This window comes from Pseudorhizobium xiangyangii (assembly GCF_020531965.1).
GTDB classification, from domain to species: domain Bacteria; phylum Pseudomonadota; class Alphaproteobacteria; order Rhizobiales; family Rhizobiaceae; genus Neorhizobium; species Neorhizobium xiangyangii.
The window spans coordinates 82,027-107,063 of sequence record NZ_JAJAWH010000006.1 but is presented as its reverse complement, the minus strand read 5'-3'; the positions used below and the strand labels follow the sequence as shown (position 1 = coordinate 107,063).

General features: G+C 59.7%; 16 protein-coding genes and 1 pseudogene. 3 read left to right on the top strand and 14 right to left on the bottom strand.

Annotation, left to right across the window (positions count from 1 at the left end; all coding sequences use genetic code 11):
- Window positions 1-38 precede the first annotated feature (38 nt).
- The 6 genes and pseudogenes from LH464_RS07055 to LH464_RS07030 all read right to left on the bottom strand — a co-directional run.
- Window positions 39-1,667, bottom strand: a pseudogene (locus LH464_RS07055) (acyl-CoA synthetase); the annotation flags it as partial.
- Window positions 1,664-2,833, bottom strand: coding sequence for an acetyl-CoA acetyltransferase (locus LH464_RS07050; RefSeq protein ID WP_226785666.1), 1,170 nt, complete (start codon window positions 2,831-2,833; stop codon window positions 1,664-1,666). The gene LH464_RS07050 and the pseudogene LH464_RS07055, both read right to left, overlap by 4 nt.
- 17 nt (window positions 2,834-2,850) lie before the next feature.
- Window positions 2,851-3,723, bottom strand: coding sequence for an IclR family transcriptional regulator (locus tag LH464_RS07045; protein WP_226785665.1), 873 nt, complete (start codon window positions 3,721-3,723; stop codon window positions 2,851-2,853).
- A gap of 25 nt (window positions 3,724-3,748) precedes the next feature.
- Window positions 3,749-4,768 (bottom strand): TRAP transporter substrate-binding protein, encoded by a 1,020-nt coding sequence (locus LH464_RS07040; protein WP_226785664.1) that lies wholly within the window; start codon window positions 4,766-4,768, stop codon window positions 3,749-3,751.
- A gap of 43 nt (window positions 4,769-4,811) precedes the next feature.
- Entirely contained in the window at window positions 4,812-6,695 is a 1,884-nt protein-coding gene (locus LH464_RS07035) for a TRAP transporter large permease (RefSeq protein ID WP_226785663.1), read from the bottom strand.
- A 287-nt stretch (window positions 6,696-6,982) separates the two neighbouring features.
- The gene (locus LH464_RS07030) at window positions 6,983-7,789 is read right to left on the bottom strand and encodes an SDR family NAD(P)-dependent oxidoreductase (protein WP_226785662.1); all 807 of its coding nucleotides are present in this window, start codon (window positions 7,787-7,789) and stop codon (window positions 6,983-6,985) included.
- Between the two features lie 712 nt (window positions 7,790-8,501).
- On the opposite strand from LH464_RS07030, the gene secD reads away from it, so the two are divergent.
- Complete coding sequence (gene secD, locus LH464_RS07025; RefSeq protein ID WP_226785661.1) at window positions 8,502-11,036, top strand: protein translocase subunit SecD; 2,535 nt, start codon at window positions 8,502-8,504, stop codon at window positions 11,034-11,036.
- 84 nt (window positions 11,037-11,120) lie between these two features.
- The gene (locus LH464_RS07020; RefSeq protein WP_226785660.1) at window positions 11,121-11,558 is read left to right on the top strand and encodes a YqaA family protein; all 438 of its coding nucleotides are present in this window, start codon (window positions 11,121-11,123) and stop codon (window positions 11,556-11,558) included.
- A 9-nt stretch (window positions 11,559-11,567) separates the two neighbouring features.
- On the opposite strand, the gene LH464_RS07015 is transcribed toward LH464_RS07020, so the two are convergent.
- Together LH464_RS07015 and putA are read right to left on the bottom strand one after the other, a co-directional pair.
- Window positions 11,568-12,728, bottom strand: a complete 1,161-nt coding sequence (locus tag LH464_RS07015) for an iron-containing alcohol dehydrogenase (protein ID WP_226785659.1) — start codon at window positions 12,726-12,728, stop codon at window positions 11,568-11,570.
- Window positions 12,729-12,853: 125 nt separating this feature from the next.
- Complete coding sequence (putA, locus tag LH464_RS07010) at window positions 12,854-16,552, bottom strand: trifunctional transcriptional regulator/proline dehydrogenase/L-glutamate gamma-semialdehyde dehydrogenase (RefSeq protein ID WP_226785658.1); 3,699 nt, start codon at window positions 16,550-16,552, stop codon at window positions 12,854-12,856.
- A gap of 126 nt (window positions 16,553-16,678) precedes the next feature.
- Here putA and LH464_RS07005 point away from each other — a divergent pair, with 126 nt between their 5' ends.
- Window positions 16,679-17,140: an Lrp/AsnC family transcriptional regulator gene (locus LH464_RS07005; RefSeq protein ID WP_226785657.1), complete on the top strand. Its 462-nt coding sequence runs from the start codon at window positions 16,679-16,681 to the stop codon at window positions 17,138-17,140.
- Window positions 17,141-17,143: 3 nt separating this feature from the next.
- On the opposite strand, the gene LH464_RS07000 is transcribed toward LH464_RS07005, so the two are convergent.
- The 6 genes from LH464_RS07000 to LH464_RS06980 all read right to left on the bottom strand — a co-directional run bounded on the left by LH464_RS07000 (window position 17,144) and on the right by LH464_RS06980 (window position 24,906).
- The gene (locus tag LH464_RS07000) at window positions 17,144-17,845 is read right to left on the bottom strand and encodes an NnrU family protein (protein ID WP_226785656.1); all 702 of its coding nucleotides are present in this window, start codon (window positions 17,843-17,845) and stop codon (window positions 17,144-17,146) included.
- A gap of 356 nt (window positions 17,846-18,201) precedes the next feature.
- On the bottom strand, window positions 18,202-18,687 hold the full coding sequence (gene bfr / locus LH464_RS06995) for a bacterioferritin (protein ID WP_226785752.1): 486 nt from the start codon (window positions 18,685-18,687) through the stop codon (window positions 18,202-18,204).
- Window positions 18,653-18,964, bottom strand: coding sequence for a (2Fe-2S)-binding protein (locus tag LH464_RS24700; RefSeq protein WP_315859600.1), 312 nt, complete (start codon window positions 18,962-18,964; stop codon window positions 18,653-18,655). The genes bfr and LH464_RS24700 overlap by 35 nt, the downstream gene beginning before the upstream one ends.
- A gap of 137 nt (window positions 18,965-19,101) precedes the next feature.
- The gene (locus tag LH464_RS06990) at window positions 19,102-22,530 is read right to left on the bottom strand and encodes an error-prone DNA polymerase (RefSeq protein ID WP_226785655.1); all 3,429 of its coding nucleotides are present in this window, start codon (window positions 22,528-22,530) and stop codon (window positions 19,102-19,104) included.
- The gene (locus tag LH464_RS06985) at window positions 22,527-24,083 is read right to left on the bottom strand and encodes a Y-family DNA polymerase (protein WP_390624936.1); all 1,557 of its coding nucleotides are present in this window, start codon (window positions 24,081-24,083) and stop codon (window positions 22,527-22,529) included. The genes LH464_RS06990 and LH464_RS06985 overlap by 4 nt, the downstream gene beginning before the upstream one ends.
- A complete protein-coding gene (locus LH464_RS06980; protein WP_226785654.1) occupies window positions 23,983-24,906 on the bottom strand; it encodes an ImuA family protein in 924 nt (307 codons plus the stop codon). The genes LH464_RS06985 and LH464_RS06980 overlap by 101 nt, the downstream gene beginning before the upstream one ends.
- Between the last annotated feature and the right edge of the window lie 131 nt (window positions 24,907-25,037).

Sequence of the window (25,037 nt, the reverse complement as noted above, 5' to 3'; positions counted from 1 at the left end):
CGCCCAGACTGCGATTTCATATCAGTCGGTTCATTGACCAGCGCGCCGCGCCGCTCCAGTTCCTCGCGGATCATCTTTTTGGTGATCTTGCCGTAGGCAGATTTCGGCAGGGCATCCCAGAAGATAAAGCGCTTAGGCATCTTGTAGCGCGCCATCTTGCCATCCAGGAAGGCCGACAACTCTGCCTCCTCGACCGCAGCACCAGTCCTGGCGACGCATACTGCGATGCCGATCTCTCCCCACAGCGGATCGGGAACGCCGATAACTGCCACTTCGCTGATCGCCGCGTGGGTCAGGATCTTTTCCTCGATCTCGCGCGGATAGACGTTCGAGCCGCCCGAGATATACATATCGGACGCACGCCCGGTAATGTAGAGGAAGCCCTCCTCGTCCATATGTCCGAGATCCCCGGTGCGGAACCAGCCGTTGCGGAAAGCCTTTTCGTTGGCCTCGGGATTGTCATAGTAGCCCGCAAAGACTGCCGGACCGGTACAGCAGATTTCTCCGGTCTCGTTGGCGCCGACTTCCTCCCCAGCATCGTTCTGTATGGAAACTTGCATGCCCGTGCGCTCGAACCCACAGGTTCCGAGCTTGATGTGATCGCCGTCTCCAGCGGCATGGAGCGCGGGTGGCTGAACGGTGATCGCGCCAGTGACTTCGCCAAGCCCGAAATACTGCACCAGCACCGGCCCCAGAGCCTTCAGCGCGCGCTTCTGGTCTTCGCGATACATTGGCGCGCCCGCATAGATCACATAGCGCAGCGACGAGTGATCGTACCGGTCGACCGAAGGATGCTCCACCAGCATCTTCAGGATCGTCGGGACGGTGAACATGGTCGATACGCGCCACTTCTCGATCAGCGCCCACGCCGCATCGATATCGAACTTCTCCGTCGGCAGCAGAATGGTCTTCACCCCATGCGCCACTTGCGTCAGTTGATGGACGCCGGCTCCATGGGAAAGCGGCGCGACGACCAGCGAAGCATCGGCCGACGCAACGCCCGGCATGAGGTCGCAAAGGTGATTGTTGACCACGAAGGCCATCTGCCCGTGGGTCAGGACGGCGGCTTTCGGTCGACCAGTCGTGCCGGAGGTGAAGAAGAACCAGCAGGGATCATCGCGATAGACGGCAGCCTCCGCCGGTTTCGCGCCCTGCGATTCGTTCACGATCGCATCATAAGACGGGCCAAAACCAGCGTCGCCGATAGCGATCACGAAGCCAATCTGTGGGTTCTCACTGGTGACGATCCTTGCATGATCCGGGAAGGATGCATTGCAGATCATGCCGGTCGCGCCGCTCGCCTTGGCGAGGTAGGCAACCTCATCCGGGGTCTGGCGAAAGTTGGTCGGCACCCATACCGCGCCAATCCGGAAGCAGGCGAACATGGACTCGAACATCTGGTTGCAGTTCTGCGACTGCACCAGGATCCGGTCGCCCTTCATCACGCCGTAGCGCTCCTGCAAGACGGCGGCCATCGCATCGATCCGTGCTTCGAATTCCGTCCAGGTCCATGTCTGCTCACCCCAGACGAAAGCGACGTCATCAGGATTGCGGCGCCGTGCCTGCGTGACGAAGCGGGCGAGATTCATCACCCGCGTGGATCGCGGTACCAATCCGCCCGCAGGATCGACGGGACCCTCGGCACCGACAGAGGTGACGGCGTTCATTTCACCCGCTCCAGGATGGAGACGTAGTTGGCGACGGCGGCCCCACCCATGTTGAAAACGCCAGCCTTCGATGCATTGGGGACCTGCATATCGTTTGCGTCACCGCAAAGCTGCATGGCGGCCATCACATGCATCGACACCCCGGTGGCGCCGACCGGATGCCCCTTCGACTTCAACCCGCCCGAGGGGTTTACCGGCAGCTTTCCGCCCTTGGCGGTCATTCCCTCGCGGATGACCTTGTGACCCTCGCCCGGCTTTGCAAGTCCCATGGCTTCGTATTCAATGAGTTCGGCGATCGTGAAGCAGTCATGGGTCTCGACGAAATCCAGGTCGTCGAGCGTCAGATCCGCGTCCGCCAACGATTTCTGCCAGGCCAGTCGCGCGCCATCGAAGGCGATCGGATCACGCCGCGAAAGAGCGAGGATGTCGTTGACGTGGGTACGGGCACGGAATGCAACGGCTCGCTGCATATCGGCGGCGACATCCGGATGGGCCAGCACGAGCGCAGCCGCACCATCGGAGACCAGCGAGCAGTCGGTCCGCCGCAGCGGCGCCGCGACATAAGGGTTCTTGTCGGAAACCGTGTTGCAGAATTCGAACGAGAAATCCCGCTGCATGTGGGCATAGGGATTGGACATGCCGTTGGCATGGTTCTTGGTGGCAATCATCGCCAGTTCTTCGGAACGATCGCCGTATCGCTGGAAATAGGTACTGGCGATGCGCCCGAAGAGGCCGGCGAATCCGCCTTCGATATCGGCCTCCTCCTCCCGGAAGGACGCGGAGAGAAGCACGTCTCCGGTCTCCTTGGTCGGCAGCGAGGTCATCTTTTCGGCTCCGACCACCAATGCGATCTTGCCGCGGCCGGAAGCAATGAAATCCAGCGCCGAATAGATCGCCGCCGACCCTGTGGCGCAGGCATTTTCCAACCTCACCGCCGGCGTATGGTCGAAGCCATCGGCCGCCATGGCCACCAGCGCGCCCTGGAAGTCCTGCTTGGTAAACCCGTTGTTGAAGACGCCGACGAAAATGCCGTCAACATCCCCGGGCTCGATACCCGCATGGGCAAGCGCCGGACCGATGACCTCCGCCATCAGTTCACGTGTGGTGGGCGCCGCGGACTTGCCGAATTTCGAGTGAGCCCAACCGACAATCTGTGCTGTCGTCATATTCTCTCTCCTTGTGCCTATGCGAGCTCGGGTGCCGTGGCCAATTGCGGAATTTGCGGTATCGCCGTGGTCACACCCTGCGATTGGAAAAGTCCCTTGAACTTAGCTTGAATACGATCCACTTCCTCGCGGAGCAGCGTCGCAAGCTCGGTCTGGCGCTTCTCGCCCATACGACTATCGATCGCGGCAATGGACAAGGCGCCAGCCAAACGGCCATCCGGAAACAAGATTGCCATTCCGACACCCCAGGAACTCGACACGACGCGACCGGGATTAAGCGCGTACCCCAACTCTCGTGTTCGGATGACGTCCTGCCAGATGATGTCTCGTGAATAGGCTGGATAGTCTGTAGCGATGACGCCCTCGACCCGCTGGAGGATCGCGTTTACCTCCGCATCGGCAAGGACGGCGAGCATGGCAAGAGAACCAGCTCCGACCCCTAGCGGGTTCTGGTCTCCGGAAAGCAGCGCATGGGTGCGCACCGGATGCGTACCCTCCTGTCGATGCAGACAGACGGCATAGTCATCACGCCGCATTGAGATAAAGCTTGTGTCTTCAGATACGACAGACAGCCTGCGCAGGCTTTCTGCCGCCATGTCCAGCAGGCCGTGCCGGCGCGAGGCCAGCATGCCTAGGACATATAGTTCCCCACCGAGATAGTACCTTCGCGTGAATTCGTCCTGTTCAACGAGGCGGGACCGCATCAACGCCATCAGCAACCTTCGCGCCGTCGGCTTGTTGAGTCCGCTGTCCCGAACGACGTCAGCCAGCGAAACACCGTTCTCGGCGCCTTTCCCGACGAACGACAAAAGCCTGAGCGCGCGTTCGACGGCCTGTGCGCCGGAAGCGGAAGCGACCTCTCGAAGGTCCATATTCTCGATCGGTTTCATAGATCGCTTCCCACCGTGCTTGCGGCTAGCTCAATTGCTTGCCGATCGCCTTTTCCAGAATTGCCCAGGCTTCGTCGCCGTACTTGCTCTTCCAGTCGGCGTAGAAGCCGGCGCTCCTCAGCTTTTCCTGGAACAGCTTGGCATCCGGCGAATTGAACTTCATGCCCTTGCCCTCGAGTTCGCTCTGGACAGTGGCATTGAGGTCCATGACGTCCTTGCGCTGAAGCTCTGCGGCGGCATTGAAGTGTTTGGAGATGATTTCCTGCAAATCTTCCGGCAGGCCCTGCCACGCGCGGCGATTGAGCAATATCCAGAAACCATCCCACATGTGGTTGGTCATCGAGACGTACTGCTGAACCTCGAATAGCTTTGCCGTCGAAACGATAGCGAGCGGGTTTTCCTGACCGTCGACGACGCCGGTCTGCAGCGCCGTATAGGTTTCGGCAAAGTTGATGCTGGCTGGAGCTGAACCAAAGGCTGTGAACATCGATGTCCAAAGCGGGCTCACCGGTACGCGGATCTTGAAGCCCTCCAGATCGGCAGGCGTCTCGATCGCACCCTTCGACGAGGTGATCTGGCGGAAGCCGTTGTCCCAGATTTTGTCGAGCGTGAGCAATCCCTTCTGCTCGATCTGCCCGCGAACATACGTGCCGAGCTCGCCATCCATAGCCGGCCAGACTTCATCATAGCTGTTGAAGGCGAAACCGACACCGTTCAGGGACGAATTCGGCACCAGCGTCGAAAGGATGATCGGCGAGAGACTGAACATCTCGACGCCACCGGAACGCACCTGGTTCAGCATGTCCGTATCGGCGCCAAGCTGGCTGGACGGGAAGATATTGATCGCCATCCGGCCACCAGACTCCTCCTGAATCTTCTCGACAGCCTCCTTGGCACGGACGTTCATCGGGTGTGTCAGCGTCTGGTTGTTGGCAAACTTGTAGGTGAACTCGGCCGCATTCGCCGGGCGCGTGCGGATCGAAAAGGTCGTGGCGATCCCGGTTGCTGCAGCCCCCAGCATCAGCGTTCTGCGTTTGATGTTCATAGATCCCTCCTCCATGGTTTATTCTCATTCGGCCTCAAGGCTTTCACAGGAAAGCAGTCGAGAAGAAGGGCACCGTTGCAATCAGCACAAGGCCGACCATCAAGGCGCCGATATATGGCCAGATCGCGCGCATCGCCTGGTCGGGCGAGACGTTGCCGATCTTGCAGGCAATGTAGAAGCCAATGCCGATCGGCGGCGTCATCAGGCCGATATTCATGGCTGTGACCACCACCATCGAATAATGGATGTCATTGATGCCGAGCGAGCGGGCGACGGGAAACATGATCGGCGCCATCAGCACGATCGCCGGCAGACCCTCGAGCACACAGCCGAGGATCAGGAAGATCAGGATGGTTACGCCCATGAAGCTCAGCCAGCCGCCAGGAAGTTCCTGAACACCTTGGACGAGTTGCGCCGCGAAGCCGGTTTGCGTCAGTGCCCAGGCCATGGCCGAGGCAGCCCCAAGGATCATCAGGATCGCGCCGGAAAGAGCCGCCGTCTCGACCAGCATCGAATAGAGGCGCGCACGGCTGATGCCTCCGTACAGCGTGATCCCGATAATCATGGCGTAGAGGACGGCGATCGTTGATACTTCCGTGGCTGTCGCAATTCCTTCGCCGACCGCCGTGCGTATGATGAACGGCAGGATGAGAGCCGGCGCCGCCACCAGCAGGGCCTTCTTGATCATCGAGAGTGGCGCGCGGCGCACGCCTTCCATCGATTCATGACGTGATTTCCAACGGGCCAGAACCGCCAGCACCAGCAGAAGCACCATGGCGATGGCGAAACCTGACGTGAAAAGCCCGGCAATCGACACCCCTGCCGCCGACCCAAGAACAATCAGTACGATCGATGGCGGCACCGTCTCGGCCATGGCCGCACCGGTAGCCAGAAGAGCGATCATTTCCGACGGCTTGTGACCCCGGCGCTTCATCTCCGGAAACAACGCCGGCGCGACGGTCGCCATGTCGGAAACCTTCGAACCGGAAATGCCGGAGACCAGGAAAAGCGACCCCAGCAGGACGTAGGACATTCCGGCACGGACATGCCCCAACAGCGAGGCCAGAAACTCCACGATCGCCTTGCCCATACCGGTTGCGTCGAGGATGCAGCCAAGCAGGACGAAGATCGGCACCGACAGCAGAATGATGCTCGACATGCCCTCGTCCATTCTGCCGATCATCACGAAGATCGGTACCGACGTGCTGAACGACAGAAACGCGAGCGTGCCGAGACCGAAACAGAAAGCAATTGGAATGCCGACAACGAGGAAGAAGGCAACGAAGCCGACGAGGAAAATCGGGATGTTCCAGTTGCCGATCGCCTTGAACCCGGGCATCAGCACCCACAGGATTGCGGTCACCACGGCGATGGAAGCGATAGCCTTGAGAGTGTGGACAAGGCTCGCACCCCGCAGGCCTTGATAAAGGGCGAGAACCAGCATGAGGCTGATACCGGCCGGCAGCGCAGAGGCACGCCAGCTCATGGGAATATTGAGCGCCGCAGATGTGATGAAGGATTCTTCCATCGCGTACTCGAAGGCGGGCCTCAGCATGACCGCCAGGAACAGCGCGACAAGCAGCAATCCGGTTGTATTCGCGAGTGCGCGCAAACGATCGGGAAGCAAATTGACGAACAATGTCAGGCGCAAATGTTCGCTGCGGTCAACCGCCAGGGTGGACCCCAGCATCGCAAGCCAGAGAAACGAGATGGATGCCACCTCATCGATCCAGATGATGGGATAAGAGAACACGTAGCGTGATACGACACCGGTGAACAGTAAGGCGATGATCACCACCAGCAGCATCGCCGCGACCATTTCGAACGGCCGCATCCATGCCGACCCCGTCCGCGGTGGCTCCAGGGTCTCCAGCCCTCCGAGCAGGAGCTCCTCCGACAGGTCGGCCGTCTTGTCAGCTACCGTCACGCATGCATCTCCTCCAATGCGCCAATGGCGCCATCGGCAGGGGGATCGTAGGCAGGATAGTGCTCCTCAACACCGGTGCCGGATGACGAACCCTCCGGCACCTCCTGCGGCTCCTCCTGCCGCTTGTCGATCCATTAAATGGACCTCATTCCTTGTCTCCAAGCCCGGACTTTGGCGGTGAAGAACCAGCCTTGCAAGCGAAAACTTCCTAATTGAGGCGCAAAACAAGCGCTTGCGATCCACACTATGGACTTCCGTGCATTGCTGCCGAATCTACCTGCCGCTCCTCAATTCCCCAGGCTTCCAGCAACGGTCACATGCATGCCCCCATCAACCGGTAGCTCGATACCCGTGATGAACTTTGCCTCGTCCGAAGCCAGAAAAACGGAGGCCCAGGCGATGTCCCAACCATCGCCCTGACGCTTCATGGGCGAAAGGGCATCCCGTTTAGCCTTCATCTCGTCGGCCGATGCGTAATAACCGCTGATCTGTTTCTGGATGTGCGGCGTATCCATCAGGCCGGGCAGGATGGCATTTGCCCGTATGCCCTTGGCGGCATATTCAATCGCGATGGCGCGTGTGAAATGGTTGAGCGCAGCCTTCGATGCATAATATGAAACGTAGGGATATCCGGTCCACCGTATGGCTGCCAGCGACGAGATATTGATGATCGCGCCGCTGCCCTGCCGTTCCATGATCGGCAGGACCGCCTTGCAGGTCAGGAAGGCGCTGGTAAGGTTCACATCCATGACCAGACGCCAGCTTTCCTCGGTCGCCTCGGCAGCGCCACCCGGCAAGTTGATGCCGACATTGTTGTGAAGAACGTCGATGCGGCCAAAGCGATCCAGTACCTCATCGACAGTGGCCCTGATCTCATCGGCCTTCGTCACATCGGCCGAGAGAGCAAGCCCCTCACCCCCTTCAGACAGAATAACGTCCAGCGTATTCTTCGCAGCTTCGCCGTTGACATCCACGCAAACGACGCGGCCACCCTCACGGGCATAGGCAACGGCTGCCGCCTTGCCATTTCCCCAGCCAGGCCCCACCGAGCCGGCTCCGAAAACAAGCACGACCTTGCCTTTCATTCGGTTCATTCAGTAGTCCTCCCTGCCCGAGCTTAGGAAGACTTCCGGCGGTCGTCCATGTCCAATAACGAACAGTGCCTGTTCAGATATGAGCGAGGATGGAACTCACGGGGTTTCAACTCCGCCCGGCTGAGACGCTGGAACATTGACCCGATCCAGCGTCTCCAGTAGAACGCCGCATCCGGCCCTCGGAATGAGGGCGCGAACGCTCCGGAGTTGAAGCGGATGGCGCCATTTCCGCCGATAACGCGGACATCATCCAGCAGGCATCGACGGCCGCACCTTGATTGGTGGCCCTGGCTGACGCTTGGGCTTTTTCTCGCCGCTTTCCTCGGGTTAGCTGCCGATCCAACTAAAAACGCGCTGCCGAAGGCCGGAGTGTCTTCTGCAGAAAGCAGGTCGGAAATTCCGCACCTTGGGAAGCGCGACCCGCTTCGCCTGGTCGCAGCAAGTGAGCGACGCGACAACAATACCGATCTGTCCAGGCACGATCCGGGTGATGGCGCCGTCTGGCATTCCATGCCGGCGTCTCCGGGGTGCGAGAGCGAAGGCCTGCATTCAATGCCGGCATGTAGCAGCCTCGCAATACCGACAGACGGCTTCCAGCCTCGCGCACCGCCAGCAACGGTTTGAAACGGCGCCTCCGGCGCAGCGTGATGCAGAAATATCGTGGCCCGGCCGCTCCGCGAGCGCCACAGAGGGCCCAGCAGGAAAAAATAACATGAGAAATTCTCCCTGGATGGTGGTGACCTACGCCTTCATCATCTTCATCGGCATTCTGGTCGCGTTGCCGAATGTGCTTCCCCAATCGACACTCGACCGGTTGCCTTCCTGGCTTCCGCACGACCGCGTCTCACTCGGCCTCGACCTGCGGGGTGGATCACACCTCGTGCTGGAAGTGGACCGTACCGACCTCGTCAATGAGCGGCTTCAGAACCTGCTCCAGGATAGCCGCCGCGCTCTGCGCGACAACGGGATCGATCCGGCCGGCGTTCGCCGCGCCGGCGACACGATCACTGTGACTTTGCGCGATCCGGCGCAACGAGGTGCAGCGGTCACCCAGCTTCAGACACTGTCCAATCCGGTCGGGTTCGGCACGTCGATCGGCCAGTCCGACCTCGAAATCCGCACGCCTTCCGACAACACGATCACGATCGCCTACACCGAAGCGGGCATCACCTCGCACGGCAGTGCCGCGGTAGAGCAGAGCCTTGAAATCATCCGCCAGCGCGTGGATCAGGTGGGCGTCGCCGAACCAACCATCCAGCGCGTCGGAAACGACCGCGTTCTCGTCCAGCTTCCGGGCGAGCAGGATCCGTCGCGTCTGCGTCAGCTACTCGGCTCCACTGCCAAGATGAGCTTCCACCTTCTTGGAAACCAGGGCGAGCCTGGCGTCACCATGCTGGCCGATGAGCAAGGCAACCAGTATCCGGTGCAGGACCGCGTCGAACTGTCGGGCGATCGCCTGACGGACGCGCGCGCGGCATTCGATCAACAGACCAATGAGCCCATCGTCAATTTCCGTTTTGATACTGCCGGGGCCAGCCGCTTTGCGCAGATCACCCAGGCCAATGTCGGTCGCCCGTTCGCGATCGTTCTCGACGACAAGGTGCTGAGCGCGCCCGTCATCCGCCAGCCGATTACTGGCGGATCGGGCCAGATTTCCGGCGGATTCTCGATCGAGGAAGCAAATACCCTATCCGCTCTGCTTCGTGCAGGCGCGTTGCCCGCCAAGCTGACTGTCATCGAAGAACGCACCGTCGGCGCCGATCTCGGCTCGGACGCCATCGAGATGGGCATCTTCACCGGTTTTGTCGGATTCCTGCTCGTCGTCGCCTTCATGTTCGTTCTTTACGGAGCCTGGGGCTTCCTCGCGAACATTGCGCTGACCCTCAACGTCATCCTGACGTTTGCCGGATTGACCATGCTTGGGGCGACACTCACCCTGCCGGGTATCGCGGGTATCGTTCTTGGCATCGGCCTTGCGGTCGATGCCAACGTTCTGATCAACGAGCGTATCCGCGAGGAGGCGCGAAAGGGCAAGAGCGCCTTTGCTGCCATCGACGCCGGCTTCGCCCGGGCCTATTCAACGATCGTCGATAGTAACGTGACCGCACTGATCGCCACCGTGCTGCTGTTCTGGTTCGGATCAGGACCGGTACGTGGGTTCGCAGTCACCATGGGCATCGGCATCGCGATCTCGATGTTCACGGCCGTCTCGGTCGTCCGCGTCGCAATGATCTTCATCGCCACCCGCCGCAAGCTGAAGAAGATTGAAATCAAGCCGCTCCTGGCGATCAACCTCATCCCGGACGGCACGCAGATCAACTTCATGAAGGCGCGTTTCGTCGGTATCGGCGTGTCTCTCGTTCTGTCATTCGCCTCGATTGTACTATTCTTCACGCCTGGTCTGAACTATGGCGTCGACTTCCGTGGCGGCATCCAGATGGAAGTCGTCACCGAAGGGGAAGCCGATCTTGCTGCTTTCCGCAGCCAGCTTGGCGAACTGGGCATAGGTGAGGTGGCGCTTCAGGAATTCGGCAGCCCCAACCACCTTCTAGTGCGCGTCGAACGACAGGCCGGAGGCGAGGCAGCCCAGACCACAGCGGTGGAGCGGCTGCGAGCTGAAGTCGTAAAGATCGACCCGACCGCGAAGGTAGAACGGACGGAAGTCGTCGGACCTAAGGTCAGCGGCGAACTGGCGACCGCCGGTATTCTGTCCGTCGTCCTCGCATCGCTTGCCATGCTTGTCTATATCTGGGTGCGTTTCGAATGGCCTTTCGCTGTTGGCGCCATTGTAACCCTCATATTGGACGTGACCAAGACGGTGGGCTTCTTCGCCATCACCGGCCTCGACTTCAATCTAACAGCGATCGCCGCGCTGCTGACGCTTGTCGGCTACTCGGTGAACGACAAGGTCGTTGTCTATGACCGAATGCGTGAGAATATGCGGCTCTACAAGAAGATGCCGCTACGCGAACTGATCGACCGGTCGATCAACGAGACCCTCGCACGAAGCCTCTACACCTCCGTCACCGCCTTCCTTGCCATGCTCCCCATGGCGATCTGGGGCGGAAGCGCGGTGGAAAGCTTTGCGATCCCGATGGTCTTCGGCATCCTCATAGCCGCCTCCTCGTCAGTCTTTATCGCCGCGCCGATCCTGCTGTTCCTTGGTGACTGGCGGACGCGCCGCGCGAAGGCGGCCGCCGCTGACGACGCGGCCTTGGAAGACGGTGAAAAGCCTAGCCAGGCTTGAGATCGCTTTCCGTTGAAAGCGAACGGAGGGGGCGGATGCAAGTCCGCCCCTCTTTTTTTGCAAGAAAGTCAGGAAAAGGATGAAATGCTGGACATTGCCGCCTATGCGGGCCTGTTTGCCGCCGCTTTCATAGCGGCGACGATCTTCCCGATGCAGTCCGAGGCAATTCTCGTCGGGCTGATCCTGTCGGGGGACTATTCGACACCGGCGCTTCTCGCAGTGGCCTCCGTCGGCAACACTTTGGGTGCGGCCGTCAACTGGGGCCTCGGTCGCGGCATCGAGCGTTTCAGAGACCACCGCTGGTTTCCCGCGAGTCCTGAAAGCCTGGAGAAGGCTCAGACATGGTACCGCAGATACGGCAAGTGGTCCTTGCTCCTCAGCTGGCTACCGATCGGAGGAGACGCCCTTACGGTTATCGCCCGTGTTCTTCGCGAGCCGCTACCAACCTTCCTGCTGCTGGTTTTCATCGGCAAGGCCGCACGCTATGCTATGCTTGCCGCTGCTACACACGGGTTCCTTTGACCCCTCGGTCTACCATGCAGCCCGGTAGATTGCATGGGCATCCGCTTCGGTAACCGGACGCGGATTGTTGACCAGAAGCCTGGTCTGCTTCATCGCATCGCGTGCCATGCCCGCCAGATGCCCCTCGCCTATCCCAACATCACGCAGGCGTGGTGGTAGGCCGAGCTTTGCGGACAACTCCTCCAAGCGCCCTATGAAAGAAGCGCAGCGCTGTTGCGCGCTCTCGTCCGAGCGCAGATCCGGGAAGACGTCGGCCGCAATCTCGGCATAGGCAACCGCTGCATTCGGCGCATTGAAACGCAGTACGTGCGGCAGAACAAGCGCGTTCGAAAGCCCGTGCGGGATATGGAAAGAGCCGCCGATCGGATAGGCGAGCGCGTGGACCGCCGCAACAGGAGAATTGGCAAAGGCCTGACCGGCGAGCATGGACCCCAGAAGCATTGCGCCCCGCGCTTCACGGTCGCCGCCGTTCCAGACTGCCTTTTCGATATTGGCACCAAGCAGTTGCAATGCCTGCCTTGCCAGCATCTTTGAAAGAGGATTGTTGTTGGCGTTCCTGGATGTATACGCCTCGATCGCATGGACCATTGCGTCGATACCCGTCGCGGCGGTGATATGCGCGGGCAAGCCCAATGTCAGATCGGGATCAAGAATTGCGATGTCCGGCAGAATGAGCGGCGACGAGACGCCGCGCTTCTCGTCGCCGGACACGGTGATGATTGAAACCGGTGTGACCTCCGAGCCGGTTCCCGCAGTCGTCGGCACAAGGACCAAGGGCAGTCGTGGTCCTTGTGCATTGCCCACGCCCCAGGCGTCTTTGATGTCCTCGCCGGAGCCAAGCAGCAGCGCCGCGATCTTTGCAACATCGAGAGAAGATCCTCCGCCAAAACCGATCACGCCCGTAATTTCGTTTTCCTTGCCGACATCGACTACCTTCAGGACGGTGGAAAGCGACGGATCCGCTTCGACATGATCGAAAATGACAAGATCGATACCCTGATCCGAAAACGACTTCAGCAGCGGATCGCACAAACCCAGACTTCGCAAGCCCGGATCGGTGATGAACAGAATTCGGCCACCACAGCGATCCGCCACGATCGCGGCTATCCGGTTGGAGGCTCCCTGCCCGAATACGATCCGAGGCGTCGTGTTAAAGACAAACGGTTCCATGTGCTTCCTCCCTCGCCTTCCGACAGACGAGGCATCAAAGACACACGGTTCGTGTCTGGCAAGGGTGCTTCACGTGAAACCGCTTGGCCGTCGCAACGCGTTAGCGCTACGGCGGCCGGTAGACGCTAGCCGATTGCCATCAGGCTGGCATTGCCGCCTGCCGCGGCGGTGTTGATGGAGATAGAGACCTCTTCCACCAACCAGCCAAGGCAATAGGCATCCGCCCGATCGCGCATCTCTTCCGTCGATGCCGACTGCACCAGCACAAGCGGACCCGGCAGTGTAGCGATCCGCTGAGTGACGGACTTCACCCGCTCCGCAGCGCCTTCGATCAGGGCACCAGCGTATGGACCGTCGGCCGCCCAATCCTGGGACCAGGTTATGCGGGAAGCCACCGCATCCGGAAGGGAAGCGATGAGACCCATCGTCTTGTTCGCTTCGTCGATGACGACATGGTTTCCCGTCGACAAGGCAGCACCGAGCTGATGATAAAGTCCGGCTTCCGTCTCCGGGACAAGCAGGATACGCCCGCGCGCATGCAACGCGTAGAGGTTGTTTTCGCCAACCGGGCCAGGAAGCTGGATATTCAATCCGAGCGCGGAAGCGCTGCCCATTGCGGCAGCAACCTCAGCCGCATCATCCTTGCCTTCCACCTGCAGCCAGCGCACATAATCGAGCAGGACCGGATCCGTATGGATCGAGCTGTGCTGCGGCGGAACCGGCGGATTTTCGACCAGACGTCCGATATAGAGTGGACCGCCCGCTTTTGGACCAGTGCCGGACAGGCCGCGCCCGCCGAACGGCTGGACACCGACAACCGCACCGATGACATTGCGGTTGACGTAGAGATTTCCGGCGCGGATGCGGCTCGTGACATGCGCAATTGTTTCGTCGAGCCGGGTATGCAGACCAAAAGTGAGGCCATAACCGGTCGCATTGATGTCGTCGATCAGGCGATCCAGCTCGCTACGCCGATAGCGGATGACGTGGAGAACGGGGCCAAAGACTTCCCGCTCAAGGTCCTTCAATGACTGCAACTCGATGATCGTCGGAGAGACGAAAGTGCCGGCGGCCGTTTCAGCCGGCATGTCGATCTGCTCTACCTTCCGGCCAAGCGATCGCATTTTCTCGATGTGCGCCTCGATGTTGCCTTTGGCTTCGTTGGTAATGACCGGCCCGGTATCGATACTCAGCCGATCCGTGCTCCCGATACGAAGCTCTTTCAGAGCCCCCTTCAGCATTGCCAGCGTGCGGTCGGCAACCTCCTCCTGCAGGCACAGGACACGCAGCGCCGAGCATCGCTGTCCCGCGCTGTCGAAAGCCGAGGCGATGACGTCGCCGACGACTTGTTCCGCAAGGGCAGAGGAATCCACGATCATCGCATTTTGTCCGCCGGTTTCGGCAATCAGCGGAATAGGCTTGCCATTCGGCAGCAACCGATCCGCAAGCTGTTTCTGGATGAGACGGGCCACCTCGGTCGATCCGGTGAACATCACACCCATCGTTTCGAGAGACCCGACAAGCGCAGCGCCGACCGCGCCGTCACCGGGCACGAACTGCAAAGCTCCTGCCGGTATCCCTGCCTCGTGCATCAGACGTACCGCCTCCGCGGCGATGAGGGGCGTTTCCTCCGCAGGCTTGGCGAGAACGGGATTTCCAGCCACGAGAGCGGCGGCAACCTGCCCGGTAAAGATGGCAAGCGGGAAGTTCCAGGGGCTGATGCAGACAATCGGGCCGAGCGGCCGATGGGATGGACCAAGCGTCCGGCGTGCCTGCTCCGCATAGTATCGCAGGAAGTCGATCGCCTCCCGCACTTCGGCAATGGCATTGGGAAGCGACTTGCCGGCTTCACGCATGATCAGGCCGAGCAGGATCGGCATCCGCTCCTGCATCAGGTCTGCCGCCTTCTCCAGGCTCGACGCGCGATCGACGGGTGGTACGGCGGACCAATCGACGACAGCTACCGCAGCCCGCTGGGCCGCAGCCATCACCTCGCTCTCCGTCGCGTCGGTGACCATCCCGACCACGTCGGCATGATCGGCCGGATTGACGACGGAACGTGCCCTGCCAGCCGGCGTAACGTCGACGATCTTTGGCACTGCCATCCAGTTGACGGCGGCACTGGCTTGCAGCTCAGCACTCAACCGCGCCAGAGTATTTTCGTTGGAGAGATCAAGCCCGGCGGAATTCACGCGCGTCGCGCCGAAAATGGCCTGCGGCAGCGCGATCTGCTCATGCCTGGAACCCGGGTTCGCTGAGCCTTCTACGGCTTCCACAGGATCCGCAATCAGTTCCTCGACCGAGACGGCCGAATCGGCAATGCGGTTGACGAAGGAGGAATTGGCACCGTTTTCGAGAAGCCGGCGAACGAGGTAGGCCAGCAGTGTTTCATGCGTACCCACAGGAGCGTAGATACGGCACGGTCGATCGAGCTTCTTTGCCCCGACGACCTCGTCATAGAGAGGTTCGCCCATGCCGTGCAGGCACTGGAACTCGTATTTGCCAACGTGAAAATCCGGCCCTGCGAGATGGTAGATCGTCGCCAGCGTCTGCGCATTGTGTGTCGCGAACTGCGGAAAGATGACATCGGTGGCGGCAAGGAGTTTTCGCGCGCAGGCGATGTAGGACACATCCGTATGGATCTTGCGGGTGAAGACCGGAAAATCCTCCAGCCCGTCGAGCTGGGCGCGCTTGATCTCGGCATCCCAGTAGGCGCCTTTCACCAACCGCACCATGATGCGGTGGCCGGAGCGATGGGCGAGGTCGATGAGGTAATCGAGAACAAAGGGGCAGCGCTTGCCGTAAGCCTGGACGACGAACCCGATGCCGTCCCAACCCAGCAAATCGGTGTCCAGGCAAAGCTCCTCGAGAAGATCGAGCGAGAGCTCCAGCCGGTCGGCTTCCTCTGCATCGATGTTGAGGCCGATATTGTAGGATCGCGCGAGCAGCGCCAGAGCCTTTACCTTCGGCAGCAGCTCGCCCATGACCCGGTTGGCCTGTGCGCGAACATAGCGCGGATGCAGCGCCGAGAGCTTGATGGAAATTCCGGGACCTTCGTGGATGCCACGTCCGGCAGACGCCTTTCCGATTGCATGGATCGCAGTCTCGTAGTCCCCGAAGTAGCGCTCCGCATCCGCGGCCGTCGTGGCCGCCTCGCCCAGCATATCGTAGGAATAGCCGAAGCCTTTTTCCTCCAGTGCGCGGGCGCGCCGGAGCGCTTCATCGATCGTTTCTCCGGTCACGAACTGCTCGCCCATCATCCGCATCGCCATGTCGACGCCACGGCGGATGACCGGCTCGCCGCACCGAGCGATAAGGCGCGTCAGTGCAGCAGAAAGACTGCGGTCGTTGACCGTGGAAGTCAGCTTGCCGGTAACCACAAGGCCCCAGGTGGCGGCATTGACGAACAATGAGCGACCGCCGCCCACATGCGACTTCCAATCGCCGGCGGAAATCTTGTCGCGGATGAGCGCATCGCGTGTTGCGGTGTCAGGGATGCGCAGCAGCGCTTCCGCAAGGCACATGAGCGCCACACCCTCCTGGCTCGAGAGGGAGTATTCGTGCACGAGCCCTTCCACCCCAGAGCCCGTGTGTTTTGCTCGAAGCGCGGTGATCAAGGCCCTGCTCGTTTCCCGGATGTCCTGATGCATCGCGTCCGGCATTGTCGCCGCTTGGAGCAAAGGGGCGAGGCAGTCCGACTCAGATCGCCGGTACGCGGCGGTGATCGCCTGACGAAGAGGACCCTGCTCGCGGATAGGAGGCGCGAACTTGGCGAAGAGTGGCTGGGGCTGTGAAGAGGAGGCGGGCGGGCGCTGCACGGTCATCTGCGGGTCCAAAATGAAGGATTGATGGTTCATCATACAACAGCCATAGAGGCGCGAAGGGACTTTTCAGAAGGTCAAATAGCGTCTATTTTCCTTATATCTCAATTTTTCCCAGTTGATCTGACCATGAAACCACCAAAAGATAGCCAACTTGACGGTTACGATAGAAAGATCTTGGAAGTGGTTTCCGATGACGGCCGCATCCCCGTGACAGAGCTCGCAAGCAGGATTGGTCTGTCCAAGACACCCTGTGCCGCCCGTTTGAAAAGGCTGGTCGATGAAGGCTATGTCCTCGGCTTCCGCGCGATACTCAATCCACAAAAGCTCGGTCTCGATCATGTCGCCTTCGCCGAGATCACGCTATCGGATACGCGTGAGAAGGCGCTGACGGAATTCAATCAAGCAGTCAGCAAGATCAGGGAAGTCGAGGAATGCCACATGATCGCCGGCCGCTTTGACTACCTGCTGAAGATCAGAACACCCAACATCCGGCGCTACCGCGAGGTCCTGGGAGAAAAGATCTCCAGCCTGCCGCATGTCGCCAGCACCTCGACCTCGGTCGCGATGCAATCCGTCAAGGAAAGGTAGCAGTCATCCGCCGCTGGCCAGGGTTTGGATAAAGAGAAGCGGGTCGCCCCCAAACAGCCGCGCATGTCCGCCGCCCAGTAGCCAGAGAACGGACATCGCAGCAGCAGCAAGCCCCAGTAGCATTGGATAATCGATGCGCAGGCGTGCGCGTCCGTGCATGATCGCCCGGAACGGAATTATGGACGTGGCCTGAACCCTTGTCGGCCAGGTCGCGCCATGTTTCTTGCGGTCTCTTTTTTCCATCATCGCGATGCTGCCTGCGGTAAATCCGGCAAAGCCGCCGAAGAGCAGTAGCGAGCGCAAGTCTCCGTTGGGCGGGACATGGCCTGCGGCCCAGAGCAGGAAGCCCCACAAGACAGGGTGGCGGGTTATCGCCACGATGGCGCCTTGCTCACCGTCATTGCGACGCGCCGTCGTCGAGAAAGGATTCCGGCTGACGAGACCGGAAAGGACGAGGAATAGCCCTGCCGGCGCGGCGATGAAAGTGACCCATCCGTGCCAGGCGGCGGGTTCCCATAACTCGATATAGTCCACGTTGAAGGCTGCATAGAAGAGCCAGCCAAGTGCAGCGAGGGAAGCCGCAGAATAGGCCGCGATATAGGTGCCGTGGCCAAGGCGCGACACCAATGCTCCTCTTATCCTCGGGATGGCGGGGATTGAATGCAGCGCAATAAAGGTCGCAAAGGCAGCGAAAAACTGCGTCATGCCGCAATCCTTTGGTTGCTCAGGTCGCCCGGTTGTAGGAACGCAGGGCGGCGCCAATTCCTTCAATCAGTTTAGCGAAAGGAATAACCGGGTGCGGCGAGTTCTGTCTTTGCGTGATGTCAATTAGTACGAGACATTGAAAATGATCTGGCGTGTTGTCTGTCCGCAACAAATAACGCCCCGGGTGCGCGACGGCTGACGTGATCCTCAACGGCACCGCTTGCATGGCACCACTGAGTGGAGCTTGGCAGTCACATCTGAGCGATGAGACAGCGTTACCGCTCCTGGGGGCAACGCAATCTTGCGGCAGTGGAATGAAAAAGCCCGGTGACAGATACGACCCCGGGCTTTTGATGTTACTCGGCGGAATCCGCAGGTTCGGCGTTGAGGAGGCCGTAGCGCTCTTCACCGATCTTTCCGAGCAGATCGAGCTGGGTCTCGAGGAAGTCGATATGACCCTCCTCATCTGCGAGGAGCCCCTCGAAAAGCTTCATGGAGACATAGTCTCCGGCCGCGTGACAGATGTCGCGCGATGCCTTGTAGGCAGTGCGGGCATCGTATTCGCCGGCAAGATCAGCCTCGAGAACTTCCTTGACATTCTGGCCGATCCGCAACGGAGCAACCGTCTGGAGGTTGGGATGACCTTCAAGGAAGATAATGCGATCGATGATGCGATCAGCGTGCTGCATCTCTTCGATGGATTCAGCACGCTCTTTCTTTGCCAGCTTGGTGAAACCCCAATCCGACAGCAAACGGTAGTGAAGCCAGTATTGGTTGACGGCGCCTAGTTCGAGGAAAAGAGCCTCGTTAAGCCGCTCGATGACGCTGGTGTCGCCTTTCAATGTCCGCTCTCCTGTTTTCCTCATGGAATTGCTTCAGGCGGGACATATAATCGATAACTTCCGCTTCCGTCGAGTGGTTACGGGCGTGATATTCCTCGGTCGTCCTGATGATGATATCGACGACGTTCGGGAAACAGCCACAACAGCGGCCGCGCTTGCTCATGGCATGATAGACTTTTGCGGGTACGATCAGCTGCCAGCAATCGTCGTCGAGGAGCCCAACGATAACGTCGCGGATCTCTTTATCAGTTATGTAATTACAGCTACAAACAAGCATTCTCGGTCAACCCGTCAAACATGACCAATGACATCCGCTTTTTGCGAAAGAAGACCGTGGATGTCAAGAAAAATCGATTCACTTTATTAGCTGTCGCTTTTGATGCGCTTGCAGAAGCGCCGAGAAGATATGGGCTGCTAGTGAAAATTGCGCCCTTTTGGCATGACATCCTCCGGCTTGGATTCATTCAAGGACGGTGTCTGTGATTTGGTTGCACTTCCGGAAACGTCCTGCCCTATAAAGTCCTCCCTGTTGCGATAGCTGCCGCTCCCCGATCCCAGCGCTTCGTCGGATCGGAGGGACCCGAAACGCCGTGCCTCGTTCTGAAGCAGACCAAGCATATGAGTGACATCTTCCATGTGCTCCACAACGGTATGAATGACACCATGCGCACTCTGCAGCCTGCCGCGGATCTTCACCAGTCGGGCCCCCATGACGATCGGCCGATAATGTTCAAAAACCTTGGGCCAGACGATCGCATTGGCGACACCGGTTTCATCCTCGAGCGTCATGAAAATTACACCCTTCGCCGACCCAGGCCGCTGCCGCACCAGTACAAGGCCCGCGATCGTCACCCTACAGCCATTCGGTAGCGAGAGAAGATCGACGCTACGCGTGACCCATTGCCGAATGAAATTCTCGCGCAGGAAGGATGTCGGATGCGCCTTCAGCGACAGTGATAGATAGCGGTAGTCCTCGATGACCTGCTCGCCGGAAAGCATCTTCGGCAGACGCGTCGCCGGCTCTATCTGAAGCTCGCCTTGCTTGACTTGGTCAAAGAGCGGCAGCTTGTCGGTCGCCTTTCTGGCATCGAGCCCACGAACCTGCCAAAGAGCCTCTCGGCGAGAAAGCCCTATCGAACCGAAAGCATCGGCATCGGCCAGCCGTTCGATGTCAGCTTTGTCGATGCCGGAACGAAGCCAGAGATCGCGGATGGAGACATAACCGCTGCCGCGATTTTCGATCAGGCGATCCTTGATGGTCTCTTCAGAAAGTCCCTTGATCTGGCGGAAGCCCAATCGCACGGCCTTTTCCGTAAGGATCACATTGCGCATCTCCCGGTGACGCGGGTCTATTCCGCTCCTTCTATACTCCCCCTTCTCCAGCCCGCTGTTCCAATCAGAAAGATTGACGTCCACCGGCCGGACATCGACGCCATGCTCCTGCGCATCGCGCACCAGTTGGGCCGGCGCATAGAAGCCCATAGGCTGCGAGTTCAGGAGCGCCGCGCAGAAGACGTCCGGATAATATGTTTTGACCCAGCACGAAGCATAAACCAACAGCGCGAAGGATGCTGCATGGCTTTCCGGAAAGCCGTATTCGGCAAAGCCTTCGATCTGGCTGAAACAGCGTTCGGCAAACTCCGCGGAGTAGCCGTTTTTCACCATTCCCGAGATCATATCCCTCTTGAATTCCTCGACCCGCCCAGAGCGCTTGAATGTTGCCATGGACCGCCGCAGCCGATCCGCTTTATCCGGTTTGAAACCTGCGGCGGTGATCGCGATCTGCATCGCCTGCTCCTGAAAGAGCGGAACACCAAGGGTCCGCTCCAGGACCGCCTTCAATTCCGGCTTTTCGTAATGGATCTCCTCTCCCCTATCCCGCTTCTCTCTCCGCTTGAGGTAAGGGTGCACCATGTTGCCCTGGATGGGACCAGGCCGGACAATCGCGACCTCAATCACGAGATCATAGAATTGGCGTGGCCTCAGCCGCGGCAGCATGCTCATCTGCGCCCGGCTTTCTATCTGGAAGACGCCGATCGTATCGGCCCGGCAAATCATATCGTAGACATCCGCTCTTTGATCCTGCATCAGGCCGGCAAGCGTCTCCTCTCGCTGGTAATGAAAGCTCAAATGCTCAAATGCCTTCCTGAGGCAGGTCAGCATCCCAAGCGCCAGCACATCGATCTTGAGCAGATTCAACGTATCGAGATCGTCCTTGTCCCATTCGATCATGTAGCGACCCGGCATGGCCGTCGGCATGATCGGCACCACCTCGTCGAGCCTGTCCCGGGTGATCAGAAACCCGCCGACGTGCTGCGTCAGGTGCCTTGGAAATCCCATGAGCTCCTTGGCATGCGCCATCACCCTAAGGGTCGTCGGATCGCTGACGTCGAGACCCGCAACCTTTGCCTCCCGCTCGGAGAGCCCATCCTCGGACCAGCCCCAGACCGTGCTCGACAAGGCAGCCTGCACATCTTCGGAAAGGCCGAAAGCCTTGGCCACTTCGCGCCCCGCCATCCGGGTTCGGTAGCTCGTCACTGCCGCCGTAAGCCCCGCATGACGAAAGCCGTAATGCTGGTAGATGTATTGAATGACCTCCTCACGCCGTTCATGCTCGAAATCCACGTCTATGTCAGGCGGTTCATCGCGCTCGGTCGAGATGAACCGCTCAAACAGGAGTTTCGTGGAGGTGGGATCCACCTCAGTAATACCAAGGCAGTAGCACACGGCGGAATTGGCCGCCGAGCCGCGTCCCTGGCAGAGAACCTTCAGCACATGCCGTGCGTGCCAGACGATATGACGCACCGTCAGGAAGTAAGGCTCGTATTTCTTCCCCTTGATGAGGGCGAGCTCGTAGTCGATCTGCTCGGTGACTTTCGCCGGAATCCCACCGGGATAGCGCTCTGCCGCACCTTCACGAGTCAGCCTTTCCAGCGTTTCGGATACCGTTTCACCCGGAACGCTCTCATCGGGATAGTTGTGCCGAAGCTCGTCCAGCGAAAATAAAAGTCGGCTAAAAAATGTTTCGGTATTGGCAACGGCCTCCGGATAGTCCGCAAAAAGGCGGGCCATTTCCTGCCCTGTCTTCAAGTGCCGCTCGGCATTTGGTGCCAGTCGGAACCCGGCCTCTGCAATCGTCACATGCTCGCGGATCGCCGTCACGACATCGGAAAGGCGCCGTCTCTCCGGAAGATTATAGAGCGGCTGGTTGCTCCCCAGCAGCGGTACCCGGTTGCGGCGTGCAATCAAGGCGAACGTCGCAAAGACGAAACTGTCCAGACTGTCATAGCTGGGAGACAGGGCGAGGTAGAGCGCCTTGCCAAATCTTTTACGCAGCAGCCTCAGTGCCTCTTCGAACCTCTGCAGATAGGTATTGTCGGTGACGCGGGTGGGATCGGGAATGACGGCCAGCATCATCTCTCCGCCCCATTCCAGAAGATCCCACTCCTCCAGAATGCACGAGCCTTTTCCCGCCCTCAGATTCCCCCGGCTGAGAAGCCGGCATAGATTACCCCAGCCCTTACGGTTTATCGGATACGCCAGAACATCGGGCATATGGTCGGAGAAAACGAGGCGCGCGCCGGGCTGGACTCGGCAAGGAGAAAGACCATCGCTCTCCGATTTTCTGTCTTCCTCTTTGCGCCGATGTTTTTCCTTCAATTCGCGCACATGGCTATGGGCGCGAACCACGCCGGCGACGGAGTTGCGGTCGGCAATCCCAAGGCCGGAAAGTCCGAGCATGGAAGCCGTCAACACCATTTCCTCAGGTTTGGAGGCTCCTTCCAGAAAGGAGAAATTGGTGCGCGCACCGATCTCGAAGAAGACAGGGGCCTGCGAGGTCATGCGAACATCCCGTGCATGTACCAAGTGGGCTGATAATTTGGCTGGTAGTGGCCTTTGCGATAGACCCAGAAGCGATGTCCGGACGCAATCTCCAACCGGAAGTAATCCCGTTCCTCTGACGCCGCATCATCCAGCCACCACTCAGGAGAAATCCGCTCCGGCCCCTCTGCGCGGGCGACATCATGCAGGACCCGGCGCCACCTGAACCGGCTGGGCGGACCATCTGGGACAGTTGCAGCAAAAGCCTCCATCAGTTCCGGCCTGGGAAGCAGCCGCAAAGGCCGCTCGACCCTCGTCATGGCGGCAGGCGCCCTCCTGTCTTTAACATCGGAGTTAAGGGAAATAGCCGGCTTGGCCACGACCGCTCGTTCGGGGATATGGCTTTCGCGAAACTGAAAACCCCGGAGCACACCCTTGCCCAGCCTTGCCGATACGCGATCGATCAAGTCAGCGAGCTGTGCTCCGTCTCGTGAAACGCCCACAAGATCCCCCTGTGCCTCCTCAAAGGAATCGTGATGAAGAACATTAAGGCGCAGAAGTTCGAACCCGAAACCGGCATCCAACTCGTCATGAACGGCCTTCAGGCGTTCGGTAAACAGGTTGGCGATTTTCTGCGGATCCCGCAAAGGCCGGGAAGCGCCGGCAATGACCCGGAAAACCCGGCCATCGACCCGGAACAGGACCAATTCGAAAACCCGCCCTCCCGCACCGCGCGCCTCGAGATTTGGCCGAAGGGACGCGGCAATGCGCGCCGTAAGCCCCAAAATATCGTCTTCCGCCTGAATAGCTTCCGGCAGCCTGCGCTCCACCGAAAGATAAGCAACCGGGCGGCGAGGAGAAATCGGCTCTTCCTCGCGCTCCAAAGCCTGGTCGAGCCGAAGCAGCACATGTCCTCCGAAACGGCGTGCCAAAGGCGCACGCGGCACGGAAAGCAGGTCCCCGACTTCTTTCAACCCTAGCTTCTTCAGGGCTGCAACGGTTTGATCATCGATCCGGAGAGAAGCAACCGGCAAGGATCCAAGCACCTCTTCCGCCGCTCCCTCCGCAATTACACCGCCTTCGCGGAAACGGCAGGCGGCCCAGGATAAGCCTGGAGACGCGGAAATTGCGCCCTGGACCTTGAAGCCCATCTGGAGCAGCCGGAAGAGAATATCGTCCAGCAGCGCCTGCTCCCCGCCGAAAAGATGCGTGCAGCCGGTAATATCGAGAAACAAGCCGTCGCTGCCATCGATCGCCACCAACGGCGTGTATCGATCGCACCAGTCGGCAGTCGCTTCCAGAAGTGCCTTGTCCGCCAGCGGATCCTCTTCGACGACATCGATCGTCGGATGCATAGCGCGTGCCTCGGCAAGGCCTTGACCACATCTGAGGCCCAGAACTGCGGCTACTTCGTCAAGCGCTGTGAGGCGAATGGCACTGTCGCGCCGGCCTGAACAGAGCAAGGGCGGGTGATCAGGACGCCCTGCCAAACGCCAGGAGGCGCCCCAAAGCCGACGCGCGGTCCGATCGGTCGCCAGATGCGGGAAAAAGAGCGCCAGAACGCGCTGCCGCACGCCCGGAAAGGCGAGACAGCTCTGATTGTCGGGTGAGGGAAAATTGACGGTCATGGGAATTCCACTCCAGAATAAAGGAGATCGGAGCCGGATTACGGCTCTTCTCAAGGGTGAGACGGAAAACGGAAGAGCCGATGCTGCCGCCAAGCATCGATCCGTCGGGGAGAGGCCGCTCTGAAGCAGGTCTCGGTTCGACACAAAAGCGGAATACGGCACTGCTCGCCTCCTCCTCGCCCGCATGCCGCAGAAGCAAAATCGGCCGCCCCGCCGCTTTTGCCCTGAGGTTCAACCTCCTGCTCTCGGACAAGCCGAAAGACGAAGGATTGCCCTTGATCTCGAGAATAGTAGCCGCCAGTGCCCCGCTCGATGCTGCCGCCTCTGCAAGCCACAGCGCATCGTCCAGCTTCCGGGGCACCGCATGGAGGAAGTCTTCCACCCCCAGGCCGTACTGCGTAAGCCCGATCGGATACGGCAGCCCTGCCTCTCCGCTCGACACCCTGTCGCTGATCCATAAAAGAGCGGAAGCTTCAGCTGCCTTCTGGATAACGGCTGCGAGGGCAAGCGCAAAACCGCTTCCTGCTCCGGCATCGCGCATGCTGAGGGTTCGGATTTCCGTAATGCCATCAAGAGGGATGCCTTCGTCCAGGGCCGCATCGACTTCCGGAACTCCAAAAAAAACTCTCCGAGGGAACGTGCGGCTGACCGATCCCTTTCCTGCCCATGGCTGCCCCTCCACCACCAGAGCGGGGGACCTGCCCTCCAACTTTGCTATCGTTTCACGCAGGGCAAAAAGTCTCTCCTGCGCCGCGGCATATTTAGCCATGGCGTCAGCTCCATTCCAACATGTTCACTTTATGTTCTTATGGATTCCAGAGCTCTCGCGAAGAGTCAACAACCATTTTGCTTCCCTCCCCGGAGGTCCATGAATCCTCTCGAAAATTTCGCAGAATAGCT

Coding starts and splice junctions, on each gene's coding strand:
- LH464_RS06980 (WP_226785654.1), bottom strand. CDS start 24,906: ATGGCTAAATATGCCGCGGCGCAGGAGAGACTTTTTGCCCTGCGTGAA.
- LH464_RS07005 (WP_226785657.1), top strand. CDS start 16,679: ATGAAACCACCAAAAGATAGCCAACTTGACGGTTACGATAGAAAGATC.
- LH464_RS24700 (WP_315859600.1), bottom strand. CDS start 18,964: ATGCTTGTTTGTAGCTGTAATTACATAACTGATAAAGAGATCCGCGAC.
- putA (WP_226785658.1), bottom strand. CDS start 16,552: ATGACCGTGCAGCGCCCGCCCGCCTCCTCTTCACAGCCCCAGCCACTC.
- LH464_RS07015 (WP_226785659.1), bottom strand. CDS start 12,728: ATGGAACCGTTTGTCTTTAACACGACGCCTCGGATCGTATTCGGGCAG.
- LH464_RS07050 (WP_226785666.1), bottom strand. CDS start 2,833: ATGACGACAGCACAGATTGTCGGTTGGGCTCACTCGAAATTCGGCAAG.
- LH464_RS07030 (WP_226785662.1), bottom strand. CDS start 7,789: ATGAACCGAATGAAAGGCAAGGTCGTGCTTGTTTTCGGAGCCGGCTCG.
- LH464_RS07000 (WP_226785656.1), bottom strand. CDS start 17,845: ATGACGCAGTTTTTCGCTGCCTTTGCGACCTTTATTGCGCTGCATTCA.
- secD (WP_226785661.1), top strand. CDS start 8,502: ATGAGAAATTCTCCCTGGATGGTGGTGACCTACGCCTTCATCATCTTC.
- LH464_RS07045 (WP_226785665.1), bottom strand. CDS start 3,723: ATGAAACCGATCGAGAATATGGACCTTCGAGAGGTCGCTTCCGCTTCC.
- LH464_RS07020 (WP_226785660.1), top strand. CDS start 11,121: ATGCTGGACATTGCCGCCTATGCGGGCCTGTTTGCCGCCGCTTTCATA.
- LH464_RS06990 (WP_226785655.1), bottom strand. CDS start 22,530: ATGACCTCGCAGGCCCCTGTCTTCTTCGAGATCGGTGCGCGCACCAAT.
- LH464_RS07040 (WP_226785664.1), bottom strand. CDS start 4,768: ATGAACATCAAACGCAGAACGCTGATGCTGGGGGCTGCAGCAACCGGG.